The sequence below is a fragment of the Solirubrobacter deserti genome, from assembly GCF_027587175.1.
In the GTDB taxonomy this organism is placed as follows: Bacteria; Actinomycetota; Thermoleophilia; order Solirubrobacterales; family Solirubrobacteraceae; genus Solirubrobacter; species Solirubrobacter deserti.
This window is the reverse complement of sequence record NZ_JAPCID010000005.1, coordinates 129,078-151,741: the sequence shown is the minus strand read 5'-3', so window position 1 is coordinate 151,741 and position 22,664 is coordinate 129,078. Positions and strand designations below refer to the sequence as shown.

The following is a 22,664-nucleotide window of genomic DNA, read 5'->3' as shown; positions in this document are numbered from 1 at the left end:
GAACCCTACCCCACGGCCTCCCGGCTCTGATCCATCACGTACACCGGGTTGCCGCCGGCGTCCTTGAACATGGACATCTGGCCGCCCGGGATCTCGAACGGCGGCACGGTGAGGTCGTACGCGCCGTCGTGCTGGGCGTGGAAGGCCGAAGCGTCGTCGACGATGAAGATCGGCCCGGGCCCCCAGTCGGGCATCGGCGCGGCGTCGATCATCAGCGCCACGTCGCTCCCCGGCAGCGCGAGGGCGACGGTGTCCTCCCCCTCGCGCCACGCCTCGTCCAATCCCAGCGTGTCGCGGTACAGCGCGAGCGATGCAGCGAGATCCTGCGTCGGCAGGTACATGAATTGGAGCTTCATGGACGCGACTATAACTGAATTACGGAATCGCGTAACATGTTTACGGATGGATTGGATTCCGACGAAGGCGACCGCGAAGGGACGCCTGGTGCTCGCGGCGCTGGAGGCGTTCGGCGAGCACGGCTACGAGGCCGTCAAGGTCGGCGAGCTCGCCGCCGCGGCCGAGACCACGACCGGCCCGCTCTACCACCACTTCGGCAGCAAGGCGGGGCTGTACGCGTTCGTCCGCGAGGACGTGGACCGCCGCGTCGCGGAGCGCATGGAAGGCGCGCTGGCGGCGGCGCTGGACTTCGAGACCGACGCCGTGGGCGCCGCGCTGCTGGTGGCCTACGACTACGCCCGCAGAGCCGGGTTCATGAGGATGTTGTCCGAGCCCCGCGAGCCCGATCCGATCGCAGCCACTTTGAATGAGGCCGTGGGCGCGCCGCTCGGCGCGATGCTCGCGGCCGCGTGGCGCGCGGCGCTGGCGGCGGGCGGCGACCCAGAGGAGGCGCGGGCGGCCCTTAGGGCCCTTCGACCGGCAGGGGCACTCCACGCCCCTCCTCGATCGCCAGCGCGAACCTGAAGCGCAGCATGTCCTCGGTCAAGGCGGCCGCCGCCGCGGCGACGCCGACGTCGTCCGTGCCCGTGATCATCCAGGTCGGGCGCTGGTCGCGGTAGGCCGTCGCGGCCACCAGGCCGGCGCCCGGGCCGAGCGTCTTCTCGACCGCGCCGTCGGGGTCGAGCAACTCGATCTCGTTGCCGGCGGCGTTCATGCGCGCGAACACGCCGGACTCGGCCGGCCCGGTCTCGAGCGTGCGGGCCGCGATGTCCTTGCGGACCTCCGCCCAGGTCCCGACGAGCACGCGCAGCACCTCCCCCGGCGAGGATTCGAGGTTCGAGCGCGTGAGCCCGCGGATGCCGGCGGCCTCCAGGCGCTCCTCGACCTCGTCGCAGGAGCGGTCCTCGGGCGCGAGGCAGACGACCCGGATCGGGAGCTTCTTGCCGTCGATCCCCGACGTGAACGGCTGCGGGAACGAGCCCACCACCGCGCGCACCGTCGAGTTCGTGCCGTGGTGGTCGTACCAGATGCGGTCGCCGCTGTAGAGCTTGCGCGTGGCGGCGCCGGACGGCGTCGCGATGCCGTTCACGTACGAGAACCACTCGACCGGCTTGCCGTTCTCGCGCCCGCCCGACAGCCCGTCGATCTCCTCGACGGCCGCGCCGCTCGCGCGGACCTCGAACTGGGAGCGGTCGAGCATGTCCAGCACCGTGTCCTGCTCGGCCGCCTGGAGGCTGCGGGTCGGCGCGAGGCGCGTCTCCCCGAAGTCCTGCGAGACCGTCACCGCGACGCGCCCGCCCGTCGGGACTTCGGCCTTGGAGCCGCAGCCCGCGGCGAGGGCCGCGAGCACGGCGGCGAGGATCACGCGTCTCATCGGCAGACTGGTATAGCGATGACGGTAAATCTGACACGCATCTACACGCGGCTCGGCGACGGCGGCGAGACCCACCTCGGCGACATGAGCCGCGTCCCGAAGACCGATCCGCGGATCGAGGCGTACGGGACCGTCGACGAGCTCAACGCGCAGCTCGGCGTCACGCTCGCCGCCGGCGGGCTGCCGGAGCAGTACGCGGCGTGGCTGCGGCGGATCCAGAACGACCTCTTCGACGTCGGCGCGGACATCTCGGTCCCCGAGGGCGGCACGCGCGAGCGCCTGCGCGTCATCCAGGAGCAGACCGCGTGGCTGGAGGGGGCGTGCGACGAGGCCAACGCCGAGCTGCCGGCGCTGAAGTCGTTCGTGCTCCCGGGCGGGACGCTCGCCGCGGCGCACCTGCACGTGTGCCGCACGGTCTGCCGGCGCGCCGAGCGCCGCGTGCTGGCCTGCGGGGACGCGGTCAACGCCGAGACGGTGCGCTACCTGAACCGCCTCAGCGATCTGCTGTTCATCCTCAGCCGCGGGGTGAATCAGGCGGCAGGCGCCGCCGAGCCCCTGTGGGAGCCGGGACGCTACCGCTGAGCACGAGCGCCGCCGCGGCGATCGTCAGCGCGCCCAGCGCGAAGGTCGTGTTCGCGATCGCATAGTCCACCGCGGCGTCGACGCGCGGCAGCACGGCCAGCGCGAAGAGCGCGAACAGCGCGCCGGACGCGAGCAGCGGCCCGCGGACAGTCACGCGCTCCTCCTCGCCGAGCAACAGCACGGCGCCCGACGCCCACGCGGACGCCAGCAGCAGCCCGCCGAGCACGTCGCTCGGATAGTGCGAGCCCGCCATCAGCAGCGCGTTGACGGTGAGCACGGTCAGCAGGGCACCCGCCGCGACGGCGTACGGGCGCAACCGCGGCGGCGCGACGATCGCGAGCGCCAGCGCGAACCCCATCACCGCCGTCGTGTGCCCGCTCGGCCAGGCCGCGGGCTCCAGGAACGGCACGTCGCGCTGCACGGCCAGCAGCGGCTTGAGCACCTGCGCGCTCACCTCCGCCGCGACCATCATCCCCGCCCCCAGCAGTCCCGCGCGCACGCGGCCGAAGAGCACGCCGAGCGCGACGATCAAGAGCGTCAGCGCCGCGAACGGCGCGGGATCGAACAGCGAGATGAGCTCGAGCGTGCGCCCGGCGCCGGGCAGCGTCGTCAGCCCGATGAAGCCGTACAGCGCGTGGGCGTCCGCCGCCCGCAGCTGCGGCACGTACGCGGCGCCGAGATAGACCACGGCGGCGAGCGCGAGCAAGAGCAGTGGGCGGCGCATCGGGGTCCAAACTACCCGTCGCGCTTAACGCGCAGGCGAACGTCCTCGAGCGGCGGCGGCGCGACCATCAGCTGCCAGCCCCGGGGGGAGAGCACGAAGGCGCCGTCCGGCTCGCGCAGCACGATCCGGGGGCGGCGCCCGTTGCGCGTGGTCGCCAGCTGCGCGTCGGTCAGCGGCCAGTCGCCGTCCAGATGCGCGATCGCGCGCCGGATCATCGGCCGCGAGACGCCACGGTCGAGCAGCGCCTTGACCATCAGCGCCTCCAGCACGTCCTCGAACGCGTACACGTGCGGGTCCCCGTCGGAGCGGGACGCGCGGATGTACCCCCAGCGCGCCCACTGGCCGATCGTGGTGCCGGAGACGCCGGCGATCTCACCTACCGCTCCGGCGAGGAACTCGCCGTGGGCCTTCACGGCTCCGGATTGTCCAGCAACCTCACTGCCGCGTCACGGTCCGGCACGCGCAGCTTGCGCAGGATCGCGGCCACGTGGGAGCGCACCGTCGCCGGCGAGACGACGAGCGTGCGCGCGATCTGCGCCGTCGTCATCTTGCGCCGCATCAGCTCCAGCACCTCCCACTCGCGGGAGGTGAGCCGCGGCTCGCCCTCGCGGCTCGGCATCAGCGCGCGGCGGCGCGGCGCGCGGTCGCGGAACTCCTCGACCAGCCGCGTGACGAGCGTGACCGGCAGCGCGGCCTCGCCGTTCATGACGTCCTTGAGCGCGGTCGGCAGCCGTTCGGTCTCGGTGTCCTTGAGCAGGTAGCCCGCCGCGCCGGCGCGCAGGGCCGCGAACACGTGGCTGTCGTCGCGCGAGATCGTGAGCATCACGACCCGGGTGGAGGGCAGGCGCGCGCTGATCTCCCACGCGGCCGCCAGCCCGCTGCCGGGCATGTTGACGTCCAGCAGCGCGAGGTCCGGCTGCTCGCGCAGCGCCGCGTCGACCGCGCCGGGCGCGTCCTCCGCGGTGGCGATGATCTCGAAGCCGCCGTCCCGCCCGAGCGCTACCGCGATGTCGTCCCGCGTCGGCGCGTGATCGTCGGCGACGAGTACTCGTACGGGGTCTATGGCAGCACCACCTGCACGAGAGTACCCGCGCCGCGGACGGACTCGAGGCTGAACTTCCCGCCCACCAGCTCGGCGCGCTCGCGCATGGCGATCAGGCCGTACCCCGCGATGCCCAGGCCGCTGCTGGCGCCGTCGCGGAAGCCGCTGCCGTCGTCGATGATCCGCACGGCCAGCGGCGTGCCGGCGACGTCGACGCGCACGTGGCGCGCGCCGCCGTGGTGCGCGGCGTTGCGAGTCGCCTCGCAGATGATCCGGGACAGCTCGGCGCGCACCTCGTCGCTGACCTCGCCGTGTGCCCGGACGTTGACCTGGACCTCGAGATCGCACTCGCTCGCGAGCTTCGCGCCGAGGCGCTCCAGCGCGACGTCCAGCGTCTCGGACGCGGGCGGCACGAGCGCCTCGATCGCGCGCCGCGAGTCCTCCAGCGCGCGCTCGGCAGCGCCGAGGATCTCGATGCCGTCGGCCGTCTCCCCCAAGCGGCCGGCGCGGCGGCGGATGAAGGCGAGCTCCTGCGCGACGCCGTCGTGCAGCTCACGGGCGAGGCGGCGGCGCTCTCGATCGACGGCGGCGTCGGCGCGGGCGCGCACGTTGCGGCGCAGCTCCCCGAGCACGCCGGCGAACAGGGTCGCCCACGCGAGCATCCGCAGCGCGTCGCCGAGGTGCACGTTGTCGGCGCCCGTCGGCGGGAACAGCGCGTAGTCGAGCTTCGCGAACCCGCCGAGCACGACGGCGATCGCGATCCAGCGCAGCAGCGCCTCGTCGCGTGCGCTGGCGCGGCGGGCAAGGCCGATGGCGGCGACCACCAGCGTGATGGCGATCGCGACCTGCACCGGGACGCGGCCGGCGCCGGGGGCCGCACCGGCGAAGAGTGCGGTGGCGGCGAAGACGAGCGCCGCGATCAGCGTGCCGGGCGCGAGGATGCTGCGTGCCCGGACCTTCAGGCGGCCGGCGGGCGCGAAGGCCGCGACGGCGAGCAGCACGGTGCCGGCGAGGTTGCCGCCCATGGCGTAGCGCGCCTCGGCTCCAGACCAGGCACCGGCGACGATCAGGCCGGCGACGCCCAGTGAGGTGGCGGCCAGGACGACGAGCCCCAGCGTCAGCCACAGATGATCAGGGCGCGAGCGTAAGCCGCATTGGCGCACGAGTAAGGCGACCGTCGTCGCGGCCAGTAAGGCACCCCCGGTTTCGAGTGCGACCCGTAACCCCGGCGCCTCGAACGACATTCGCAGCCAGGGGACGGCCACGACCGCGAGCGACACCGCCGCAGCACCCGCTGCGGCCAGCGACACCGTAGGAAGCGCCGGCCTCCGAGCCGGTCCATGCTCCATTTGTTCCACCCTCCGAACCTCCGAACCCGGCGGGTGTTCTACCTCAAGCGACGAACGTTGCGCAACCCCTCCGGTTCGATCCAGCGCACTCAGGGGTTCGCTCCCGCTCCAAATCGCAAAACTCGTCTTTCTAGTTTTTCGCGCTGGTGGTGCGTTTGTGAACGGCAGTTGTCCGATCGACGGAAACGTCTCGCGTCCATCAGTACATACGTCCAGTCTTGCCGGTAAGGGCTGTAAGGCGACAACTCGGCCCGTTCGCCCGATGTGCGCCGAGGGTCTCAGGCCGACACTGCAGACATGCTCAAGACCGGTAACACCCTCATCGACGCGGAGACCGCGTTCACCCGAGCCCGCCGCGGTGCACGGATGCGCAAGCTCCGCCGCGCGCGTGTCCAGCTGCCCGTCTACACCGGCGCGCATCCGGTCGCGGCGACCGGCGGCGTGCGCGAGATCGCGCTGGACGAGATCCGCGGCACGCTCGAGCCGAGCCGCGCGACGCAGTTCGACGAGCGGTTCGCCCCCGTGCGGGCGGCGGCGCGCCGGCGCTGGGAGAGCATCTGGACGGCTGAGGAGCGCGGGGTCGCGCTGCCGCCGATCTCCGTCGTGCGGGTGCGCGACGGGTACGCCGTGCGCGACGGCCATCATCGCGTCTCGGTCGCGCGCGCCCGCGGAGCGGTCGCGATCGACGCGGCCATCGGCGTCTGAGCGCCGCATTACCCTTGCCCGCGTGCTGAAGGTGTTCGTGGCCGAGGACGAGGCGTTGGTGCGCGGCGGGCTGTGCGCGCTGCTGGAGCTCGAACCGGACATGGAGCTCGCGGGCGAGGCCTCCGACGGCGCCGCCGCGGTCGAAGGGGTGTTGCGCACGCACCCGGATGTGGTGCTGATGGACGTCCAGATGCCTGTGCTGGACGGGATCGAGGCGACGCGCCGGATCCTCGCCGCCGGCTCGCGCGCGCGGATCGTGATGGTGACGACGTTCGACCAGGACGAGTACGTCTACAGGGCGCTGCGTGCCGGGGCGAGCGGGTTCCTGCTCAAGGCGCTCGCGCCCGAGCGCCTGGCCGCGGCGGTGCGGACGATCGCGTCCGGGGAGTCCGTGCTGGACCCGGTGCTGACGCGGCGGCTGATCGAGGAGTACCTCGTGCGCCCCGCGCCCGACGAGCAGCTGGGGCAGCGCTTCTCGGACCTCACCGAACGCGAGCGTGAGGTCTGGCGGCTGCTCGCGCAGGGCAAGTCGAACGCCGAGATGGGCAACGAGCTGTTCCTCAGCGACGCGACGGTCAAGTCCCACGTCACGCGGCTGCTGAGCAAGCTGGGCGTGCGTAGCCGCGTCGGCGCGGTGGTGCTGGCCTACGAGAGCGGGCTCGTCCGGCCGGGCGGCCGCGCCGCCGGGTGACGCGCACCGAACGGCGCGCTCGGGCACACCGTTCGATTGATGCGCGCGGCCCGCTCGCGCTGCACGCTGGACGGTGATGGTCTTCGGCACGAGCCGCCGCGCCGCAGCGCTCGTCCTCGCGCTCGCGGTCTGGAGCGCGGGCGAGGCGGCCTGGCAGGTGACCGGGCCGGGCGGGGCGCCGTTCTCGCTCGTGGTGATGCTGTGGGCGTTCGTGCTGCCGCTTCCGCTGCTGCTGGCGGGACGCGCGCCCGGGTGGGCCGCGCTGGCCGCGGTGGCGATCGTGGCGACGCGTGACGCCGCCGAGCAGCGGGCGCCGGGCGCCGCCGCGCAGAGCGTCGTGCTGCTCGTCGCGCTGTTCCTCTCGGAGGCTGGCGCGCCGCCGCGCAGCTTCCCGCGGCGCGGGCTCGCCGCCGGCGGGCTGCTCGTGCTCTCGGTGGTGACGATGGATCTCGCCGGCTTCGGCGTCTACGCGAGCCCGTCGCTCGGCGCCTACGCGCACACGCTGACGCTCGCGATCGGCGGCGTGAGCGCGGGCGTCGCGCTACGCGACCGGCGCGGCGAGGCCGAGCGCCGCGAGCGTGAGGTGCTCGAGCTCGAGGCCGGTGCCGAGCGCCGGATCGACCTTGCGCTGGCCGGCGAGCGTGCACGGATCGCGAGCGAGGTCGACGCCGCTGTGGCGATGTTGCTCAACGGCGTCCGCCCGCTCGCCGACCGCGCCCGTCACGCGGCCGCGGACGAGTTCGCCGAGCTGATGGCCGCCGTGCACGACCGCGCCCAGGCGGCGATGCTCGAGCTGCGCCGCGCGGTGCGGCTGCTGCGCACGCCCGACGAGGAGCCGACGCTCGCGGTGGCGGCGGGCGACGAGGCCGCGGCGCGACGGGACGGCGACAGCGCAGACGCGCGGGCCGGCGACGGCACGCGGGCGCTCGGGTCGGCCGTCGCGGCCGCGCGGCGCACCCGCGTGGGGCACGCGGTCGGGCTGGCGGCGCCGGTCGTCCTGCTGACGTTGCTCGGGCTCGCCGACCGGCTGACGGTCGCGATCGAGCCCTTCGTGCCCGCGTTCCCCGTGCCCGGGCCGGTGCTCGGGCCGGCCTCGCCGTGGGTGACGGCGGTGCTCTATCCCCTGCCGCTGCTGCTGCGCCGGCGCTGGCCGGTGACGGCCGCGCTGGCCGTGTTCGCGCTGGTCGTCGCCCGGATGCTCGTGCACGACCTGAGCACGCTGACGTTCTCGCAGTTCTACGCGGCGGCCGCGGTGACGTTCATCGGCGCCGCGCACGCGCGCCGGCGGACGGGCGGCGTGGTGGTCGTCGCGGCGGGCACGGTCACGTCGCTGGTGTGCATGGTGCTCGAGGAGATGCCGTACCAGTTCTACGCGTACAGCTTCGCGGGGCTGCTGCCGCTCGCGTGCGGGCTGGGAGGCCTGCTCGTGCGCGACCGCGTGGCGTCTTCGGTGCGCGCGCGTCGCGCCCACGAGCGCGCGGACCGGGCGCAGGAGGTCCGGGCCCGCGAGCGGGTGATGGCCGAGCGGCTGGCCGCCGCGCGTGAGCTGCACGACGTCGTCGGTCACGCCGTCACGATCATCACCCTCCAGGCCGCGGTCGCGGTCCGCTACGCCGCGCTCGACCTCGCGCGCGCCCGCCGCGCCGGCATCGCCGTCGCGCAGGTGGCGAGCGACGTCCAGCGCGACCTGGTCCGGCTCGGCGCGGGCGCGGCGCCCGCGGACGACATCACGCGGCTGGCCGAACGCTCCGGCTTGCCGGTCACGCTCGATCTGCGCGTGGACGCGGCGGAGCTGCCGCTGCCGCTCGCGCTGACGACGGTCCGCATCGTCCAGGAGGCGCTGACCAACGTCGGCCGCCACGCCGGCCCCGTGCCGGTGACGGTGCGCCTGGAGCGCATGGACGAACGGCTCGTGATCGAGGTCGTCAACGCGCCCGGCCGGCAGGGCGTCGGCGCCGGCGGCGGGCGCGGCCTGCGCGGGATGCTCGAACGCGTCGAGCTCTACTCCGGCACGCTCCAGGCCGGGCCGACCGGCGACGGCGGCTGGCGCGTCCGCGCCGAGCTGGCCTTCGAGATACACCAAAAGGTGATGCGAGAAGCACCGAAGTCCTGATTTCGGTGGACGCCGGAGCCGAGAGGCTGGGTCCATGCCCCGGTTGCTCGCAGCGCTCTGCCTCACCCTGCTCCTCGTCTCGGCGCCCGCCGCGCACGCGCAGCGGCCCGGGGAGCTCGACCGCTCGTTCGGCAACGGCGGGGTCGTCGTCAAGGACGTCGGCACCTACGGGGAAGGGCGCTACGACGATGCCGCCGACGTCTTGATCCAGCGCGACGGGAAGATCCTCGTGATCGGCGACGGCGAGCATGGCACCTCGCGGGAGGATGCCGACTACGACCCCGGCGTCGTGCGGCTGCACCCGGACGGCTCGCTCGACGGCAGCTGGGGCACCGGCGGCGTCTCGCGCGTCGAGGTCCCGGGCACGGACTGGGTGAACGCTGGAGCGCTCGGTCCCGACGGCAAGCTGGTGACGGTCGGCCAGAACCGCCCCGGCGGCGCGATCATCCGCTACACGACGACGGGCGCGCCGGACACGACGTTCGGCAATCGTGGGGTCGTCCAGCTCCCGCAGCCGTGGTACCTCAACGCGGTCGACGTGATGGACGACGGCCGCATCGTGGTCGGCGCCGTGTCGGACGTCTCGGAGCTCTCGACCGCCGTCGTCATGCGCTTCACGCCCACGGGCGCGCTGGACCCGACGTTCGGCGGCGGTGACGGCCGGCTGGACTTCCGCTTCCTCGACGGGTCCGAGCGCGGCGATGGAGTGACCGACCTCGCGGTCGAGCCCGACGGGGACATCGTGGTCGCCGGGTGGGGGGCCTGGTTCCGGCGCGAGTCGCAGATCGGGATGGCCCGCATCACCGACAACGGCACGCGGCTCGTGAACCGCAAGACGATCTTCCTCGGCGGCGACTTCGAGGACGACTCGCCCGCGGACCTCGTCGAGCTGTCGGAGGGGCGCTTCGCGCTCGCGATCAACAGCCACGGCGGCGCCGCCAACGGCAACGACCTCGGTGTTGCGCGGCTCACGCCGGAGCTGTCGCTGGACCCGACGTTCGGCACGGGCGGCTACACGCTCGTCAACGTCGCCACCGGCGACTACGCCAGCGGGGTCGCGGTCGCGCCGGACGGCAAGCTCGTCGTCTCGGGCAGCACCACCGAGCGCGTGGGCACCGAGCGCGACACGAACGTCGTCGTCGCGCGCTTCACGAGCGAGGGGCGTCTGGACCCGGCGTTCGCGGGCACCGGCGTCGGCGTCTTCCCGCTCGCCGGGCAGCGCGCGCTGGACGTCGCCGAAGCGGTCACGGTCGACCCGCGCGACGGCGGGATCGTGTTCGCGGGCTATACCTCCCCGAAGATCGGCTTCGGCGACTTCGCGGTGGGCCGCGTGCTCGGCGCCTACCCGACGCTGGTCTCGATCACCGGCGGCCCTTCGGGCATGATCAACCGCCGCGACGCGCGCTTCGAGTTCGCAGCGCTGACCGAGCAGGAAGGCGTCTACGAATGCCGGCTGCTCGAGCGGGTGGCGTGGGAGCCGTGCATCTCGCCGAAGACGTACACCGGCCTGACCGACCGCGTCCACCAGTTCGAGGTGCGCTTCGTTCCGCGCGGCGCCGAGAACGAGGAGCACCGGGCGGCGGTGCGCCGCTTCACGACGGACACGACGGCGCCGACCGTGACGCTCGACAGCGCCACCCCGGACGGCGCCGACGCCCGCTTCACCTTTCGCGCGAGCGAGGACGGCGCGACCTTCCGCTGCCAGATCGCCGGCCGGGAGGCCGTCGACTGCTCGTCGCCCTACCGCGCCTTCGATCTTCCGCAGGGCGCGCAGCGCTTCACCGTGTGGGCCTACGACGCGGCCGGGAACGAGTCCGAGCCCGCTTCGACGAGCTGGACGGTCGGCGGCGCGCCCCCGTCGGACCCCGGCCCCCCGCCTCCCCCGCCCGCGCTGTGCCCGGAGGGCGCGCACGCGTCGGTGACGGTCGGCGTCGTCACCGCGCAGGCCACCTCGCCCGCGGGCTGCTTCACCGCGAAGATCGTCGGCCGCGTGACCGAGCTGTCCTCCGCCGGCCCGATCCGGGTCAACGGAGTCGGCGTGCAGCCCGACGCCGGCAAGCGCGTGATCGTCCGCCAGGAACCCGGCAGCGGGCGGCTCATGCTGACCGGTCCGTCACGGCTCTCACTCGGTGAGGCCTCCCTGCGCGTGCCGCTCGGCTTCAACTGGCAGCTCGGGGCCCAGAACTCCGCGGCCAAGCTGGCGCTGCCGATCGTGGAGGCCGGCGCCGACGCGTTCCCGTCCGCGCTGGCCGGGATGACCGCCTCGATCGCGCCGACCTTCGAGCTCTCCGGCGACAACGGCGGCACGACGAAGGTCGGCTTCAAGCTCAAGCTGCCGTCCGCTTTCCGGGCGGTGCCGCACGCGACCAAGGACCCCTTCAACCCGAACGCCGACGGCGGGCTGACGCTCGAAGGCGGGATCGCGGCGTCCAACAGCAACGGCATCTCCTACAACCTCAAGGGCAAGCTGCAGAAGGCGTGGCTGTTCGGGCTCGAGCTCGAGGACGTCGGCTTCGGCTACGACAGCGGCCCGCCGTCCTCGTTCGAGGGCTTCGGCACGATCAAGCTGCCGAGCAAGGCGGACGTCGGGGTCGCGATCACGCTCGGCCCGGGCGGCTTCGCCGGCGGCCACGTCCGCAAGATCTCGATCCAGGTCTCCAAGATTGCCAAGCCGATCGGTTATGGCTTCTTCCTGCAGCGCTTCGGCGGCGAGTTCGAGCAGGGCACGGACGTCTTCGGCCGCCCGGCGCTGACGATCTCCGCCAACGCGGGCGTGTCCTTCGGCCCGCGGCTCGAGCTGCCGCCGATCTTCGACGGCGAGGTCGGGTCCGCCGACGCGAAGGTCAAGCTCACCGTCGGCACGCCGTGGGTGGTCGAGGTCTCCGGCGAGGGCAAGATCGTCGAGGTCCCCGTCGGCAACCTCACCGTCAAGTACACGCACCCGAGCAAGATCGACCTCACCGGCCGGCTGGACTACAGCCTCGGCGGCTACGGCGCGACGGGCGAGATCCGGGACGCGTGGTTCGCCGACGGCGACTTCAGCGTCGACGGCGTCACCGACATCAACCTGCCCGGCGGCGTCATCGAGGGCCGCGCGGAGACCGTGCTGTCGATGACCGGCGTGGCGTCGTGCTTCGGGCAGCCGGACGCGCGCATCGGCTTCGCGCGCAAGTGGGGCGAGCCGGTGGACGTGCTGATCGGCGCGTGCGACGTCGGGCCGTTCCGGCGCGAGCGCCCCAAGGCCGCGAGCGCCGCGCACGCCTTCACGGTCGGCGAGCGCGCGAAGGTCCACGTGGTCGCGGTCGAAGGTGAGGGCGCCGCGCCCAACGTCACGCTCGTCGGCCCGGGCGGCCGGCGCGTGACGACGCCCGCCGACGGCTCGCTGCTGCAGACCCGCGAGGCGATCGTCGTGCAGGACCCCGAGCGCGCGACCACCACCGTCGCGCTGCTCGATCCGCCCGCGGGCCGCTGGCGCGTCGAGACCCCGTCCGCCGTGCGCGCCGTCCGCTCGGCGCCGGGGTTGGCCCCGGTGAACGTGAAGGCGTCCGTCAAGCGCGGCGTGCTGCGCTGGACGCTCGACCGCCTCCCCGGCCAGCGCGTGACGTTCGTCGAGCGCGGCGCCGACGGCGCCCGCGAGCTGGTCACCACCGCGCGGGCCTCCGGGCGCGTGCGCTTCAAGCCCGGCACCGGGCGGCGTACGGTCGAGGCGCTCGTGACGCAGGACGGGCTCCCCCGCGCGACGCGCGTCGTGGCCCGCTTCTCCGGCCCGTCGCCGAAGCTGCGGCGGGTGGCGAAGGTGACGCTGCGCGGCGGCACGCTGCGCTGGCGCGGCCAGGCCGCGGCGGCGCGGTACGCGGTCGCCGTCGAGGCCAAGGACGGCGGAGTCGAGAGCTTCACGCCGGCGCGCGCGTCGCTGCGCGTCGGGTGCGCCGTGCGGCGCGTGACGATCGTGGCCCTGAGCGGGGACGGGCGGCCGGGACCAGCGTTCACGCGCCGCATCCGCTGCTGAGCTGATCCGCGCACCAGGGTCGGTGCGCAGCAGGGTCTACAAGGGGCGACACGTCCGCCCCGTGTCTTCCTCATGCCGACCGTCCAGCGTTCAACGACGCCCGGGATCCACCGGGCAATCTGGCATGCCGCCACCGAGCACATCGAGTCCAACCTCGATGCCGTGCTCACGGTGCCCGGCATCGCCCGCGTCGCACTGACCTCCGAGCGTCAGCTGCAGCGGGTGTTCGCCGCGGTCGGCTCCACCACCGTGCGCGAGCACATCCTCGCGGTGCGGATGGGCCGTGCGGCCGAGCTCGTCCTGCTCACGGACGCGCCGATGACGGCCGTCGCCGAGCAGGTCGGGTACGGCCACGCGTCCGCGTTCATCAAGGCGTTCCGCCTGCATCACGGCGTGACGCCGAGCGAGTTGCGCCGTCGCCATCGCGATGTCGCGATCCCGCCCGTTTCCAGCCGATCCGTGTAATGCCGCAAGCCGCAGGGCATGGTCGGACCACTTCTCCACACCACTTTCTCGGAGGGCTCCTGAATGCCCCATCATGTGACGCTTGACGTCGCGGACCCGGACGAGGTCCTCCGCGGCGCGATGACGCGCGGGCACACCCGCGCACAGCTGTTCCGGCGCGGTGCCGGCGCCGTCGTGGCCGGCGGCCTGGTGATCGGCGGGTTGCCGGCGGTCGCCGAAGGCAAGCCGTCGGCGGCGCTCGACGCGCGCGTGTTGAACTTCGCGCTCCTGCTCGAGTACCTCGAGTCGGAGTTCTACGTGCAGGCCGTGGCCGGAGGCGCGCTCAGCGGACGGCTGCTGGAGTTCGCGCGCACCGTCCGCGACCACGAGCTCGCCCACGTCGAGTTCCTGGCGAAGGCGCTCGGGAGCGCGGCGATCCCGAAGCCGACGTTCGACTTCCAGGGCACCACGACCGACGCGACGAAGTTCGCGGCGACCGCCATGGTCCTCGAGGACCTGGGCGTGATGGCCTACGACGGCCAGGGCTACAAGCTGCGTCCGAAGACGCTCGCCGCGGCGGCCACGATCGTGTCCGTGGAGGCGCGCCACGCCGCGTGGATCCGGCACATCATGGGCGTGTCGCCCGCGCCCACCGACCTCAACCGCCAGCTCGGGCGCAACGAGGTCGAGGCGCAGGTCGCCGCGACCGGGTTCGTCAAGGCCTAGAAGGAGATGGAACGGATGCTCGATCTGGAAGCCGTCGACGTCGACGGCGCGATCCGCGAGACGCAGGACGAGGCGATGACGCGGTCGTCCGCGTTCCGCAGGGCCGTCGCCTTCGGCGGAGGCCTGTTCGGCGGCGCGACGCTGCTCGGCCTGCTCTCCCCGAACGCCTTCGCGCAGTCCAAGGGCGACGTGGCGATCCTCAACTACGCGCTGACGCTGGAGTACCTGGAGGCCGAGTTCTACACGCAGGCCGAGGCGCGCGCCGGGCTGTCCGGCGAGCTGCTCGGCTTCGCCCAGGTGGTCGGCCAGCACGAGCGCAGCCACGTGGCCGGCCTGCGTGAGGCGCTCGGCTCGGCGGCGGTCAAGAAGCCGAAGTTCAACTTCCGCGGCACGACCGAGAACGCGCAGGACTTCGCGGCCACCGCGCAGCTGCTCGAGGACACGGGCGTGGCCGCCTACAAGGGTCAGGCGGCCGCGATCCGCTCGAACGCGGTGCTCACCGCGGCGCTCGCCATCCACGCCGTGGAGGCGCGCCACGCCGCCTGGATCCGCGACATCAACGGGGCGCCGCCCGCTCCCGCCGCCTTCGACGAGGCGCTGAGCATGAAGCAGGTGCTCAGCGCCGTCGCCAAGACGCGGTTCATCGTCGCTTAGGCGCCTTCAGCGTCACCCGCGTGGTCGTCACCAGCGGTGGCGCCCCCGTCCGCCTGAGCGTCACCACCAGCTGCACCTTGAGCTTGCGCTTCTTGTTGAGCTTGGAGCGCAGGCTCTTGTTGAGCTTGACCTTGACCGTCTTGGACGCCCCCGGCATGACCTTGAACGTGCTCTTGCCGAGCACGGCCGAGGTCTTGCCGATCCTGCGGCAGCCCTTCGGGTCGCAGATCTGCACGTCGCCGACGCACTGGTTGCCCTCGTCGCGCGGGCAGGTGATGGTCACCGGGACGTAGCCGGACTCGTCCGGCCGGCAGTTGGACCGGCACGAGCTGCCGGGCCCGCGGGACTGGCCGGGGCCGGGGCCGGCGCCGGGGCCCGGCGTCGGCTGGGGTGCCGGGCCACCTCCGAGCTCCGGCGGGACCTGCGGCGCATGGTAGGTGAGCACGAGCTCCATGCGGGCGAGCGCCGACACGTTGCCGCCCTCGTCCGTGGCGCGGAACGTGAACGCCGTCTCGGCCGAAGCGCGCGTCTCGTAGCGCAGCACGAACTCGGGCGACAGCGTCCCGACGTGCGGCGCGTCGACGAGCTCGACCTTCACCGGCCCGCCCTCGGGGTCCGTGCACCGCACGACCACCTGGGTCTCGATCGGCGCCCGGAAGCCCTGGCGCCCGGACTCGCACACCGGCGCGAGATCGTCGACGTAGACGGTGAGCTCAGCCATCGGCGACCACTCGCGGCCGTCGTTGGCCCGGAAGCGGATCGGCTCGGGCCCGCGGGTCATGCCCGGCGTATAGCGGCCCAGCCCTTCGTCCCCGAGCTTCAAGGTCCCGAGCTTGAGCTCGGTGTAGACCTCGAGCCGCACGGGGTCTCCGTCGACGTCCGAGCAGCGCAACGCGACGTCGACGGGCACACCTGGCTTGGTGTACAGCGTCCCGCCCTGGCACACGGGCGGCCGGTTGCCCGAGCCGCGCTCGGCGAAGCGCACGAAGCGCGCCAGCACCCCGTCGCGGGCGGTCCAGACCTCGTGCTCGCGGAACGCGAAGCCGCCGCCTGCGAACCCGTCGCCGCAGCGGCTGGTCGCGGTCTCCGCGACGGCGCACGAGCCGCCGACGATCGCGCCGGCCGCGTCGCGGTGGAGCACGAGCACCCCACCGCCGCGCGCGCCCGCGTAGAGGTCCTTGCCGTCGGGCGAGACCCGTAGGCCGCGCAGACCGGCGAGCGCCTCCACCCGCACCGGGCAGCGGCTCTCGTCCAGCCCGGCGTCCTGCACGCAGCTGGCCACGTGCAGGTCCGGCGTGAGCGTGGTGAGGGTGTGCTCGGACGCGACGTAGATCGCCTCCGGCGTCACCTCGACGTCACCCGAGCCGCTGAAGGACGCGCACGCCTCGCACGGCGCCGGCGACAGCGCGCCGTGCGCGTCGCGCTCGAGCGCGAGCAGCCCCGCGTCAGTCCGCACCAGCCAGCCCGGTCCTCCGGGCGCGACCTCCGCGTCGTTGCCCCAGCTCGCGTCCAGCGGCACGCACGGCGCCTCGGCGAACTCGCCCTCGTCGTAGCAGCGGCTCTCGGACAGCGTGCCGTCCGCGGCGCGCTGGAACGTCAGCATCCGCCCCGGATCGCCGTCGGGCTGGTCGCCGATCACGATCAGCTGCGAGTCGTCGGCGCGCAACTCGGTGCGGCCGCCCTTGACCCGGTCGAGCTCTGTGATGCCGGGCAGGATCGGGCAGCCCGCGATGCCGTTGTAACACGCGGCCTTGCTCAGCTTGCCGGTCTGCGGATCGCGGGCGAACACGCGGATGCCGGGCGCCAGTCCCGTCCCGCCGTAGCGGGTGACGATGTACAGGAAGCGGCCGTCGGGGCTGAACGTCGCGTCCAGGATGACGACGCGCGAGATGGTCGAGTCGCAGCCCTTGATGTTGTCCAGCAGCGAGTAGCACTGGTGGACCACGGGCGGGTTCCCGTGCTCGACGACCGAGATCCGGTCGTGGCCGACCAGGTACATGAAGCGGTCGTCGGGCGCGAGCACGGTGCCCGCCTCACCCAGCCCTGCCGCCGTGTTCTGGCACTCGCTGAGCGGGCCGCGGTCCTCGGACACGCAGCCGAGGAAGTCGAGCTGCCCCGGCCTGGCCGGCGCGTCGTTGTCGACGATCGTGACTGTCGCGGTGTCGCGCGCGAGCGCTCCGCCCTGGACGGTGAGCGCGAGCGTGAAGCGCTCGGTCTCCTCGACCAGCCGGTCGCCGCGCACCGGGACCTCGATCACCGCCGACTGCTTGCCGGGCGCGATCGTGACCGTGGCCTGCGCCGCGGTGAAGTCGTCCTCCGTCGCGGTGCCGGCGACGGTCGTGTAGCCCACCGTCACCGGCCGCTTCCACGTCCGCGGCAGCGAGAGCTTGACCTGCGCGTTCACCGCGGCCCGGTTGCCCTCCTGCACGCGCGCGTCGGCGACGCCGACGACGATCTCGGTCGGCCGCGGGTCGAAGTCGAGCACGACGCGGTCGTCCTCGAACTCACCCGGGTGGCCGGCCTTGGAGTCCGGATCCGGCTGGTCGGCGGCCATCAGCTCGGCCACGAGCGACCGCTCGACCTCCTGGGCGGGCACGACGCGCAGCGTGAGCGTCGCGTCCGAGCGCTTGGCCAGCGACGGCACGCGCCACTCGCCGTTGGCGTACTCGCCGGCGGTCGCCTCGGCGTGCTCGAGCGTCCAGCCCTCCGGCACCGGCACGCGCGCCGTCAGGCCCGTCGCCGGCAGCGGGAACTCGTTGCGCAGCGTCGCCGTCAGCGTCAGCGCCCGCCCGATCACCGGGTCCGGGTCGTCGGACGTGAGCTCCAGCGAGACGTCGCGCTCGGTGATCAGGTCCAGGCACGCGTCGCCGATGCCGTCCGCGTCGGCGTCCTCCTGGCCCGGGTTGGCCCGCTGCGTGCAGTTGTCGGTGCTGTTCGGCGTCCCGTCGTCGTCGCTGTCGGTCACCGCCAGCAGTTGCTTGTGGTCGACCTCGGGCGCGGCCGCGCGGCGCTGCGCCTCGTCGTAGCGCGAGGGCACCGTGCGCGGGTCCAGCCGCAGGTTCGACCAGTCGTCGTAGCCCTCGATCTGGTCGAGCTTGTTCTCGGGCTTCTCGCACTCCTGCAGCGTGGTGTCCGGTGTCCCGTCGGGGTCGTTGATGGACGCCGCGACGCCGACGTCGGCCGTGTCGCCGTCGCTGTTCCAGTCGACCGGGTGCAGCACGGACTCGGTCTTCGGCCGGCACACGTCCCACTCGGGGTCGTAGGCCATCCGGACGGTCTCCGTCCACACGGGGTCGCCGGCCGCGCGCAGGCCCTCGGGCTCGTTGAGCGACGCCTCGTCGAGCGTCGGCAGCACACGCCGCGAGAAGTCCAGCGGACGGGGCCAGGAGAAGTTCGAATACGTGAGCGACGGGTTCATCACGCTCAGGTAGTTGGGCGCGAACTCGCGCCCGCGTTCGTCGAGGCCGAGCGTGTGCCCGAGCTCGCGCATGAGCACGGCCGCGTGGACGCGCGCCCGGCAGAGCTTGGGGTTCACGCACACGCTCTCGCCGCCCGCCATGGCCTGCATGTGCGGGTCGCCCCAGTCGCTGACGCCGATCGCCAGCGCGTCACCCGCGGCGGCGGCGCCGTCCTCCCAGCCGGCGAGATCGTCGGTGAAGACGGCGTACCGGTAGACGAGGCCACGGGCGCCGAGGCGCGCGAAGCAGTAGCGCGCCTCGCGGTCCTCCTCGGAGCCGAAGCTCCCGTCGCAGCCTTCGGTCTCGTTGCCGTAGCGCAGGTCGCGCAGGTCGTCGTGCCGCTCCGGGCCGCGCTGCATCACCTCCAGCGGCGCGTCGAACTCGTCGAGCTCCTCGTCGCGCTCGAGGTGCAGCCGGATCGGCTTGGGCGCGTCCGCGAACGCCTCCTCGACCATGCTCAGCGCGAGGTAGGACGGGGCGGCGTCGCCGCCCAGGCCCCAGAAGTCGCCCTCGGTGTAGTCGACCTCGACGAACACGTCCGGCTGGGTCGGGTCGCCCATGCCGAGCATCAGGTCGGCGTTGCCGTCGGCGTCGTAGTCGACGCCCTCCATCTCCCAGTCGTTGCAGAGGCCGTCCTCGTCCACGTCGGCGTTGCCCTCGTAGGCCGAGCACTGGAGCGAGCTCTCGGACGTGCGCCCGAAGTCGTCGATCACGACCGCCATGTAAGTGGCGTAGGGCTCCTGCGTGCGCAGCACGAAGTTGCCGCGCTCGTCCGGGAACGCGCTGCCGATGAACGTGCCCGAGCGCGCCCGTTCGGAGCCCGTCGCCTGCTCGGCGGTGAGGCCGTAGAGGTCGACGACCATGTCGTCGTCGAAGCCGATCGGCAGCTGCCCGGTGATCGCGACCTCGTCGGTCTGCGGGTCACGGGTGCCGTGCACGCCGGCGGCCGTGTTGAGCACCTTGTCGTTGTCCTTGGCGTCGAGCGCGTCCGGCCCGCTGCGCCCGATGTCGACCGCCATGCCGTCGTTCTCGACGAACTGGTTGCCGCGCACGGTCACGGGCTCCTCGTCGCCGGGTACGGCCACGCCCGCGCCGCCGTTGCGCGCGATCACATTGCAGCGCTCGACGCAGCCGCCGAGCGGCTGTTCTTCGAGCCCCCAGCCGACCACGACCTCCTTGGTGTCGGTGGCCACGTGCACGCCGTGGCCCTGGTTGCCGTCGATCGCGTTGCGCGTGAGCTGCACGCGCTCGGCCGCCAGCAGCTCGACGCCGTCGTCGGCGTTCTCGTCGACGTCGTTGTCGTCGACGATGGTGTCGTCCGCGTCGTAGACGTACACGCCGGAGCCGTCGTTGCGGCCGACCGCGTTGGCGCGGATGACGGTCTCCGTGACGTTCTGGCCGACGTCGATCCCGTGCCCGCCGTTGCCGGTCACGAAGTTGTGCTCGACCGTGTTCCGGCTCGGGAACTCCTGCGCGTCGACGCTCTTGACGGCGATGCCGACGTCCTGGTTGTCCTTGACCTGGTTGGCCCGGATCACGGCTTCGCTCGCGTTCTCGACCGCGCCGATGCCGGCGCCGTTGCCGGCGACCACGTTCTCCTCGACCACGTTGCCGGTGCCGCCGACCAGGATCCCGGCCTCCTCGTTGCCGATCGGCCGGTTGTCGTAGCCGGGCCCGACCTTGTTGCCCTGCACGCGGATCTCGTGGCTGCGCTGGCGCAGCATCACGCCGGCGCGCTGGTTGCCCGAGATCACGTTGCCGTGCCCCGGCGTGCCGACGCGGACGTTGATCGGGGAGTCCCCGTACTCGTTGTCGTCCTCCTCTCCCACGGCGACGCCGATGTCGTTCGGGACCGCCTTGAAGCCGGGCAGGTCGGTGCCCACGAGGTTGCGCTGGAGCGTGACGTCCTCCACCGGCCCGAGCACGGCCACGCCGATCTCGGCGTTGGAGCTGAGGTTGCCCATCGTGGGCTTCTCGCCGCCGACGACGGTGCGCTTCGGCAGCTCGCCGTTGCCGCCGGGGATGACCGCGATGCCGGCCTTCGCCTTGCGCAGCGGCTGACCCATGTAGTCGACGCCGGCGCCGCCCGTCGGGTCGGTGCCGACGATGTTGCCCTCCACGCGCGTGTCGGTGGAGTCGTAGCGGACCGCGACGCCGGCGTCACGGCTGCCGGCCACGATGTTGCCCCAGGCCTCGTCGCCGCCGCCGACGAGCGTGTCGTAGGCGCCGTGGACGTCGATGCCGACGTTGTTGCCGGCGCGCTCGCCCATCGCGTCGGTTCCGAGGCCGGTGGCGGTGAGGCCGACCCAGTTGTTGAACACCGACGTCCCGGTGGCGCTGATCACGCGCACGCCGTTGTCGGAGCCGACGATCAGGTTGCCCGCGACGAGCGTGTTCACGGCCGCGCCGACGGCGAAGTTGGACGTGACGAGCACGCCGTTGGCCTCGTTGCCGATCACCCGCAGCCCTGAGGGGTCGGAGCCCAGGAAGTTGCCGTGCACGAGGTTCGCGACCGAGCGCCCGCCCGTGACCAGCACCCCGGTCCAGTTGCCGCTGATGGTGTTGCGCGTCTTGGCCGTCGCGCCGCCGATCGTGGCCTGGATCGTGTTGTAGACGTAGACGCCGACGATCGCCATCGCGCCCGTGTCCCGGCCGAGCGAGTCCAGCCCGAAGTAGTTGCCCTGCACGATTGTGGAGTCCGCGTTCGCGAGGCCCAGCTGGACCGTCGGGAAGCCGTGGATCGCGAGCCCGCGGATCTCCGAGTTGGCCGCGCGGACGTCGAGCCCGTACGGGGTGACGACCCGGATCGAGCCGCTGTGGCTGCCCGGGTCGGTGATCGGCACGTCCGAGCCGTCGATCTCGACGATCGGCGTGCCGGACTCCGGGTTGGCCCCGGGCACCGACCAGCCGTCGATCAGCACGGCCTCCGTGATGGGCGGAAGCGCGGTCTGCGGCTTGATGCGCGCCGCGATCCGGTCCAGATCGAACGCGATCGTGTCCTTGCCCGCCGTCCGGTTCGCGGTCTGGATCGCGGCCCGCAGCGTGCAGAAGCCGTTGCCCTCGTCGGTCTCGCAGACGCCCGTGCCGTCGGTGTGGTCGGGGTCGTCGAGGCCCCAGTTGACGACGATGGTGTCGGCCGCTGCTGCCGGCGCGAACAGCGCCAGCACCGTCAGCGCCAGCAGCAGCGCGCGGGTCACTTGAGGGTGATCGTCTGAGTGACCGCGCCCGCCTTCAGCGTGAGCGTGACGCGCTTCTTGCGCTTGAGGTCACGCGCGGCCTTGCGCGTGAACGTCAGCTTGACGGTGCCCGTCCCCGTGCCGGACGCGACCGTCTTCTTCTTGTAGATCGCCGTGACCTTCGTCTTGGTCGTCGCGTTGGCGAGCTTGACGGTCAGGCCCTTCTTGAGCGCGGTCTTCAGGCTCTGCTTGGGGGTGGAGATCGTCAGCGGCTTGGCGTCGTTCGGGGCCGGAGCCGGGGGCGCGGGCGGCGCGGGCGGCTGCGGCGCGGGCGGCTGCGGCGCCGGGCCGCTGCCGACGGGCGCGGGGCTCCAGTCGGGGTTGTACGCGCCCGGGATGATCAGGCGGCCGTTCGGCGGCGCCACGCAGGCGCCGCTGAGATCGGGCATCTCACCGCGCCAGATGCCGTCGCCCTCGCCCCACACGAGCGAGCGCGCGTCGGGCGAGAAGGCCGGGCCGGTGAACTTGCCGTTCGGCTGCTCGTACTGGAAGCAGCCCTCGACCGCGCCCGTTCCGGGCTGGCCCGTGAAGCGGAACACCGTCAGCAACTGCTCGTCGGTGATGCCGGCGAACAGGTTGCCCTTGATGTCCACGTCGGCCAGCGGCGTGCGGCCCGGATGGGTGAACCACACGGTGCCGTCGTTGTTGGGCGAGCCGACCTTGCGCACGATCGTGTCCTTGGCGAGCGCGTTCGGCTTCTCCGAGTGCAGCAGCCACTCGTTGTCGATCCACGCCGGCCAGGTCCAGCCCGTGTGCAGCGGACGGCTCTGGATGCTGCCGTCGGTGTTCGAGTAGGCGACGGCGGGATACCCGTTGAAGTCGCGGATCTCGTACGCGACCTTCGTGCCGTCGGGCGACACCGCCGGTTCCCAGGGGCCGAACCAGCCAGGGCCGAGCGGCATGTTGATCGAGTTCAACTGCTCGCCCGTGGTGCGATCGATCCGGTACATGTGACTGCCGCTGATGGCGACGAGCGTCCCGTCGTCGCCCTGCGAGGCGGCCTTGTAGGTCCCGTAGTGCGTGACCTGCCGGGCGTTGGAGCCGTCGGGCTCGGCGAGCCAGACATCGTTGCCCTTGATGAAGGAGATGGAGTCGGCCTGAGCCGTCGCGGGAATCGCGAGGCCGGCGAGGAGCACTGCAATGGGGAGGTACCGCATACC

Annotated in this window: 17 protein-coding genes; 9 read left to right on the top strand and 8 right to left on the bottom strand. The window is 72.8% G+C overall.

The window, feature by feature from the left end:
- Window positions 1-5: 5 nt before the first annotated feature.
- Window positions 6-356, bottom strand: coding sequence for a VOC family protein (locus OJ962_RS03970; RefSeq protein ID WP_202952247.1), 351 nt, complete (start codon window positions 354-356; stop codon window positions 6-8).
- Between the two features lie 46 nt (window positions 357-402).
- Here OJ962_RS03970 and OJ962_RS03965 point away from each other — a divergent pair, with 46 nt between their 5' ends.
- Complete coding sequence (locus OJ962_RS03965) at window positions 403-921, top strand: TetR/AcrR family transcriptional regulator (RefSeq protein WP_202952246.1); 519 nt, start codon at window positions 403-405, stop codon at window positions 919-921.
- Here the strand turns inward: OJ962_RS03965 and OJ962_RS03960 are convergent.
- The gene (locus tag OJ962_RS03960; protein WP_202952245.1) at window positions 860-1,771 is read right to left on the bottom strand and encodes a hypothetical protein; all 912 of its coding nucleotides are present in this window, start codon (window positions 1,769-1,771) and stop codon (window positions 860-862) included. The genes OJ962_RS03965 and OJ962_RS03960 overlap by 62 nt on opposite strands.
- Window positions 1,772-1,789: 18 nt before the next feature.
- On the opposite strand from OJ962_RS03960, the gene OJ962_RS03955 reads away from it, so the two are divergent.
- The gene (locus tag OJ962_RS03955) at window positions 1,790-2,353 is read left to right on the top strand and encodes a cob(I)yrinic acid a,c-diamide adenosyltransferase (RefSeq protein WP_202952244.1); all 564 of its coding nucleotides are present in this window, start codon (window positions 1,790-1,792) and stop codon (window positions 2,351-2,353) included.
- Here OJ962_RS03955 and OJ962_RS03950 read toward each other — a convergent pair.
- Genes OJ962_RS03950 through OJ962_RS03935 form a run of 4 tightly spaced genes read right to left on the bottom strand, consistent with a single transcriptional unit; the run spans window position 2,286 to window position 5,282 of the window.
- Window positions 2,286-3,077 carry a phosphatase PAP2 family protein gene (locus tag OJ962_RS03950; protein ID WP_202952243.1) on the bottom strand — a complete coding sequence of 264 codons (792 nt, stop codon included), beginning with the start codon at window positions 3,075-3,077 and terminating at the stop codon, window positions 2,286-2,288. The two genes, OJ962_RS03955 and OJ962_RS03950, sit on opposite strands and share 68 nt — an antisense overlap.
- A gap of 11 nt (window positions 3,078-3,088) precedes the next feature.
- Window positions 3,089-3,490 (bottom strand): MerR family transcriptional regulator, encoded by a 402-nt coding sequence (locus tag OJ962_RS03945; protein WP_202952242.1) that lies wholly within the window; start codon window positions 3,488-3,490, stop codon window positions 3,089-3,091.
- A complete protein-coding gene (locus OJ962_RS03940; protein ID WP_270006206.1) occupies window positions 3,487-4,140 on the bottom strand; it encodes a response regulator in 654 nt (217 codons plus the stop codon). The genes OJ962_RS03945 and OJ962_RS03940 overlap by 4 nt, the downstream gene beginning before the upstream one ends.
- Entirely contained in the window at window positions 4,137-5,282 is a 1,146-nt protein-coding gene (locus tag OJ962_RS03935) for a sensor histidine kinase (RefSeq protein ID WP_270006195.1), read from the bottom strand. The genes OJ962_RS03940 and OJ962_RS03935 overlap by 4 nt, the downstream gene beginning before the upstream one ends.
- 483 nt (window positions 5,283-5,765) lie before the next feature.
- Between OJ962_RS03935 and OJ962_RS03930 the strand changes: the two genes are divergently transcribed.
- The 7 genes from OJ962_RS03930 to OJ962_RS03900 all read left to right on the top strand — a co-directional run bounded on the left by OJ962_RS03930 (window position 5,766) and on the right by OJ962_RS03900 (window position 14,810).
- Window positions 5,766-6,173: a ParB N-terminal domain-containing protein gene (locus OJ962_RS03930; RefSeq protein WP_202952240.1), complete on the top strand. Its 408-nt coding sequence runs from the start codon at window positions 5,766-5,768 to the stop codon at window positions 6,171-6,173.
- A 22-nt stretch (window positions 6,174-6,195) separates the two neighbouring features.
- Entirely contained in the window at window positions 6,196-6,864 is a 669-nt protein-coding gene (locus tag OJ962_RS03925; RefSeq protein ID WP_202952239.1) for a response regulator, read from the top strand.
- A gap of 76 nt (window positions 6,865-6,940) precedes the next feature.
- Entirely contained in the window at window positions 6,941-8,977 is a 2,037-nt protein-coding gene (locus tag OJ962_RS03920) for a sensor histidine kinase (RefSeq protein WP_202952238.1), read from the top strand.
- Between the two features lie 34 nt (window positions 8,978-9,011).
- Window positions 9,012-12,986 carry an NHL repeat-containing protein gene (locus OJ962_RS03915; protein WP_202952237.1) on the top strand — a complete coding sequence of 1,325 codons (3,975 nt, stop codon included), beginning with the start codon at window positions 9,012-9,014 and terminating at the stop codon, window positions 12,984-12,986.
- Between the two features lie 72 nt (window positions 12,987-13,058).
- On the top strand, window positions 13,059-13,451 hold the full coding sequence (locus OJ962_RS03910) for a helix-turn-helix domain-containing protein (RefSeq protein WP_202952236.1): 393 nt from the start codon (window positions 13,059-13,061) through the stop codon (window positions 13,449-13,451).
- 63 nt (window positions 13,452-13,514) lie between these two features.
- Window positions 13,515-14,156 carry a ferritin-like domain-containing protein gene (locus OJ962_RS03905; RefSeq protein ID WP_202952235.1) on the top strand — a complete coding sequence of 214 codons (642 nt, stop codon included), beginning with the start codon at window positions 13,515-13,517 and terminating at the stop codon, window positions 14,154-14,156.
- Window positions 14,157-14,171: 15 nt separating this feature from the next.
- Window positions 14,172-14,810, top strand: a complete 639-nt coding sequence (locus OJ962_RS03900; RefSeq protein WP_202952234.1) for a ferritin-like domain-containing protein — start codon at window positions 14,172-14,174, stop codon at window positions 14,808-14,810.
- On the opposite strand, the gene OJ962_RS34305 is transcribed toward OJ962_RS03900, so the two are convergent.
- Both OJ962_RS34305 and OJ962_RS03890 read right to left on the bottom strand, forming a co-directional pair.
- The gene (locus OJ962_RS34305) at window positions 14,797-21,465 is read right to left on the bottom strand and encodes a right-handed parallel beta-helix repeat-containing protein (RefSeq protein ID WP_202952233.1); all 6,669 of its coding nucleotides are present in this window, start codon (window positions 21,463-21,465) and stop codon (window positions 14,797-14,799) included. The genes OJ962_RS03900 and OJ962_RS34305 overlap by 14 nt on opposite strands.
- The gene (locus OJ962_RS03890) at window positions 21,462-22,661 is read right to left on the bottom strand and encodes a TolB family protein (protein WP_202952232.1); all 1,200 of its coding nucleotides are present in this window, start codon (window positions 22,659-22,661) and stop codon (window positions 21,462-21,464) included. Before OJ962_RS03890 ends, OJ962_RS34305 begins: the two co-directional genes overlap by 4 nt.
- Window positions 22,662-22,664 lie beyond the last annotated feature (3 nt).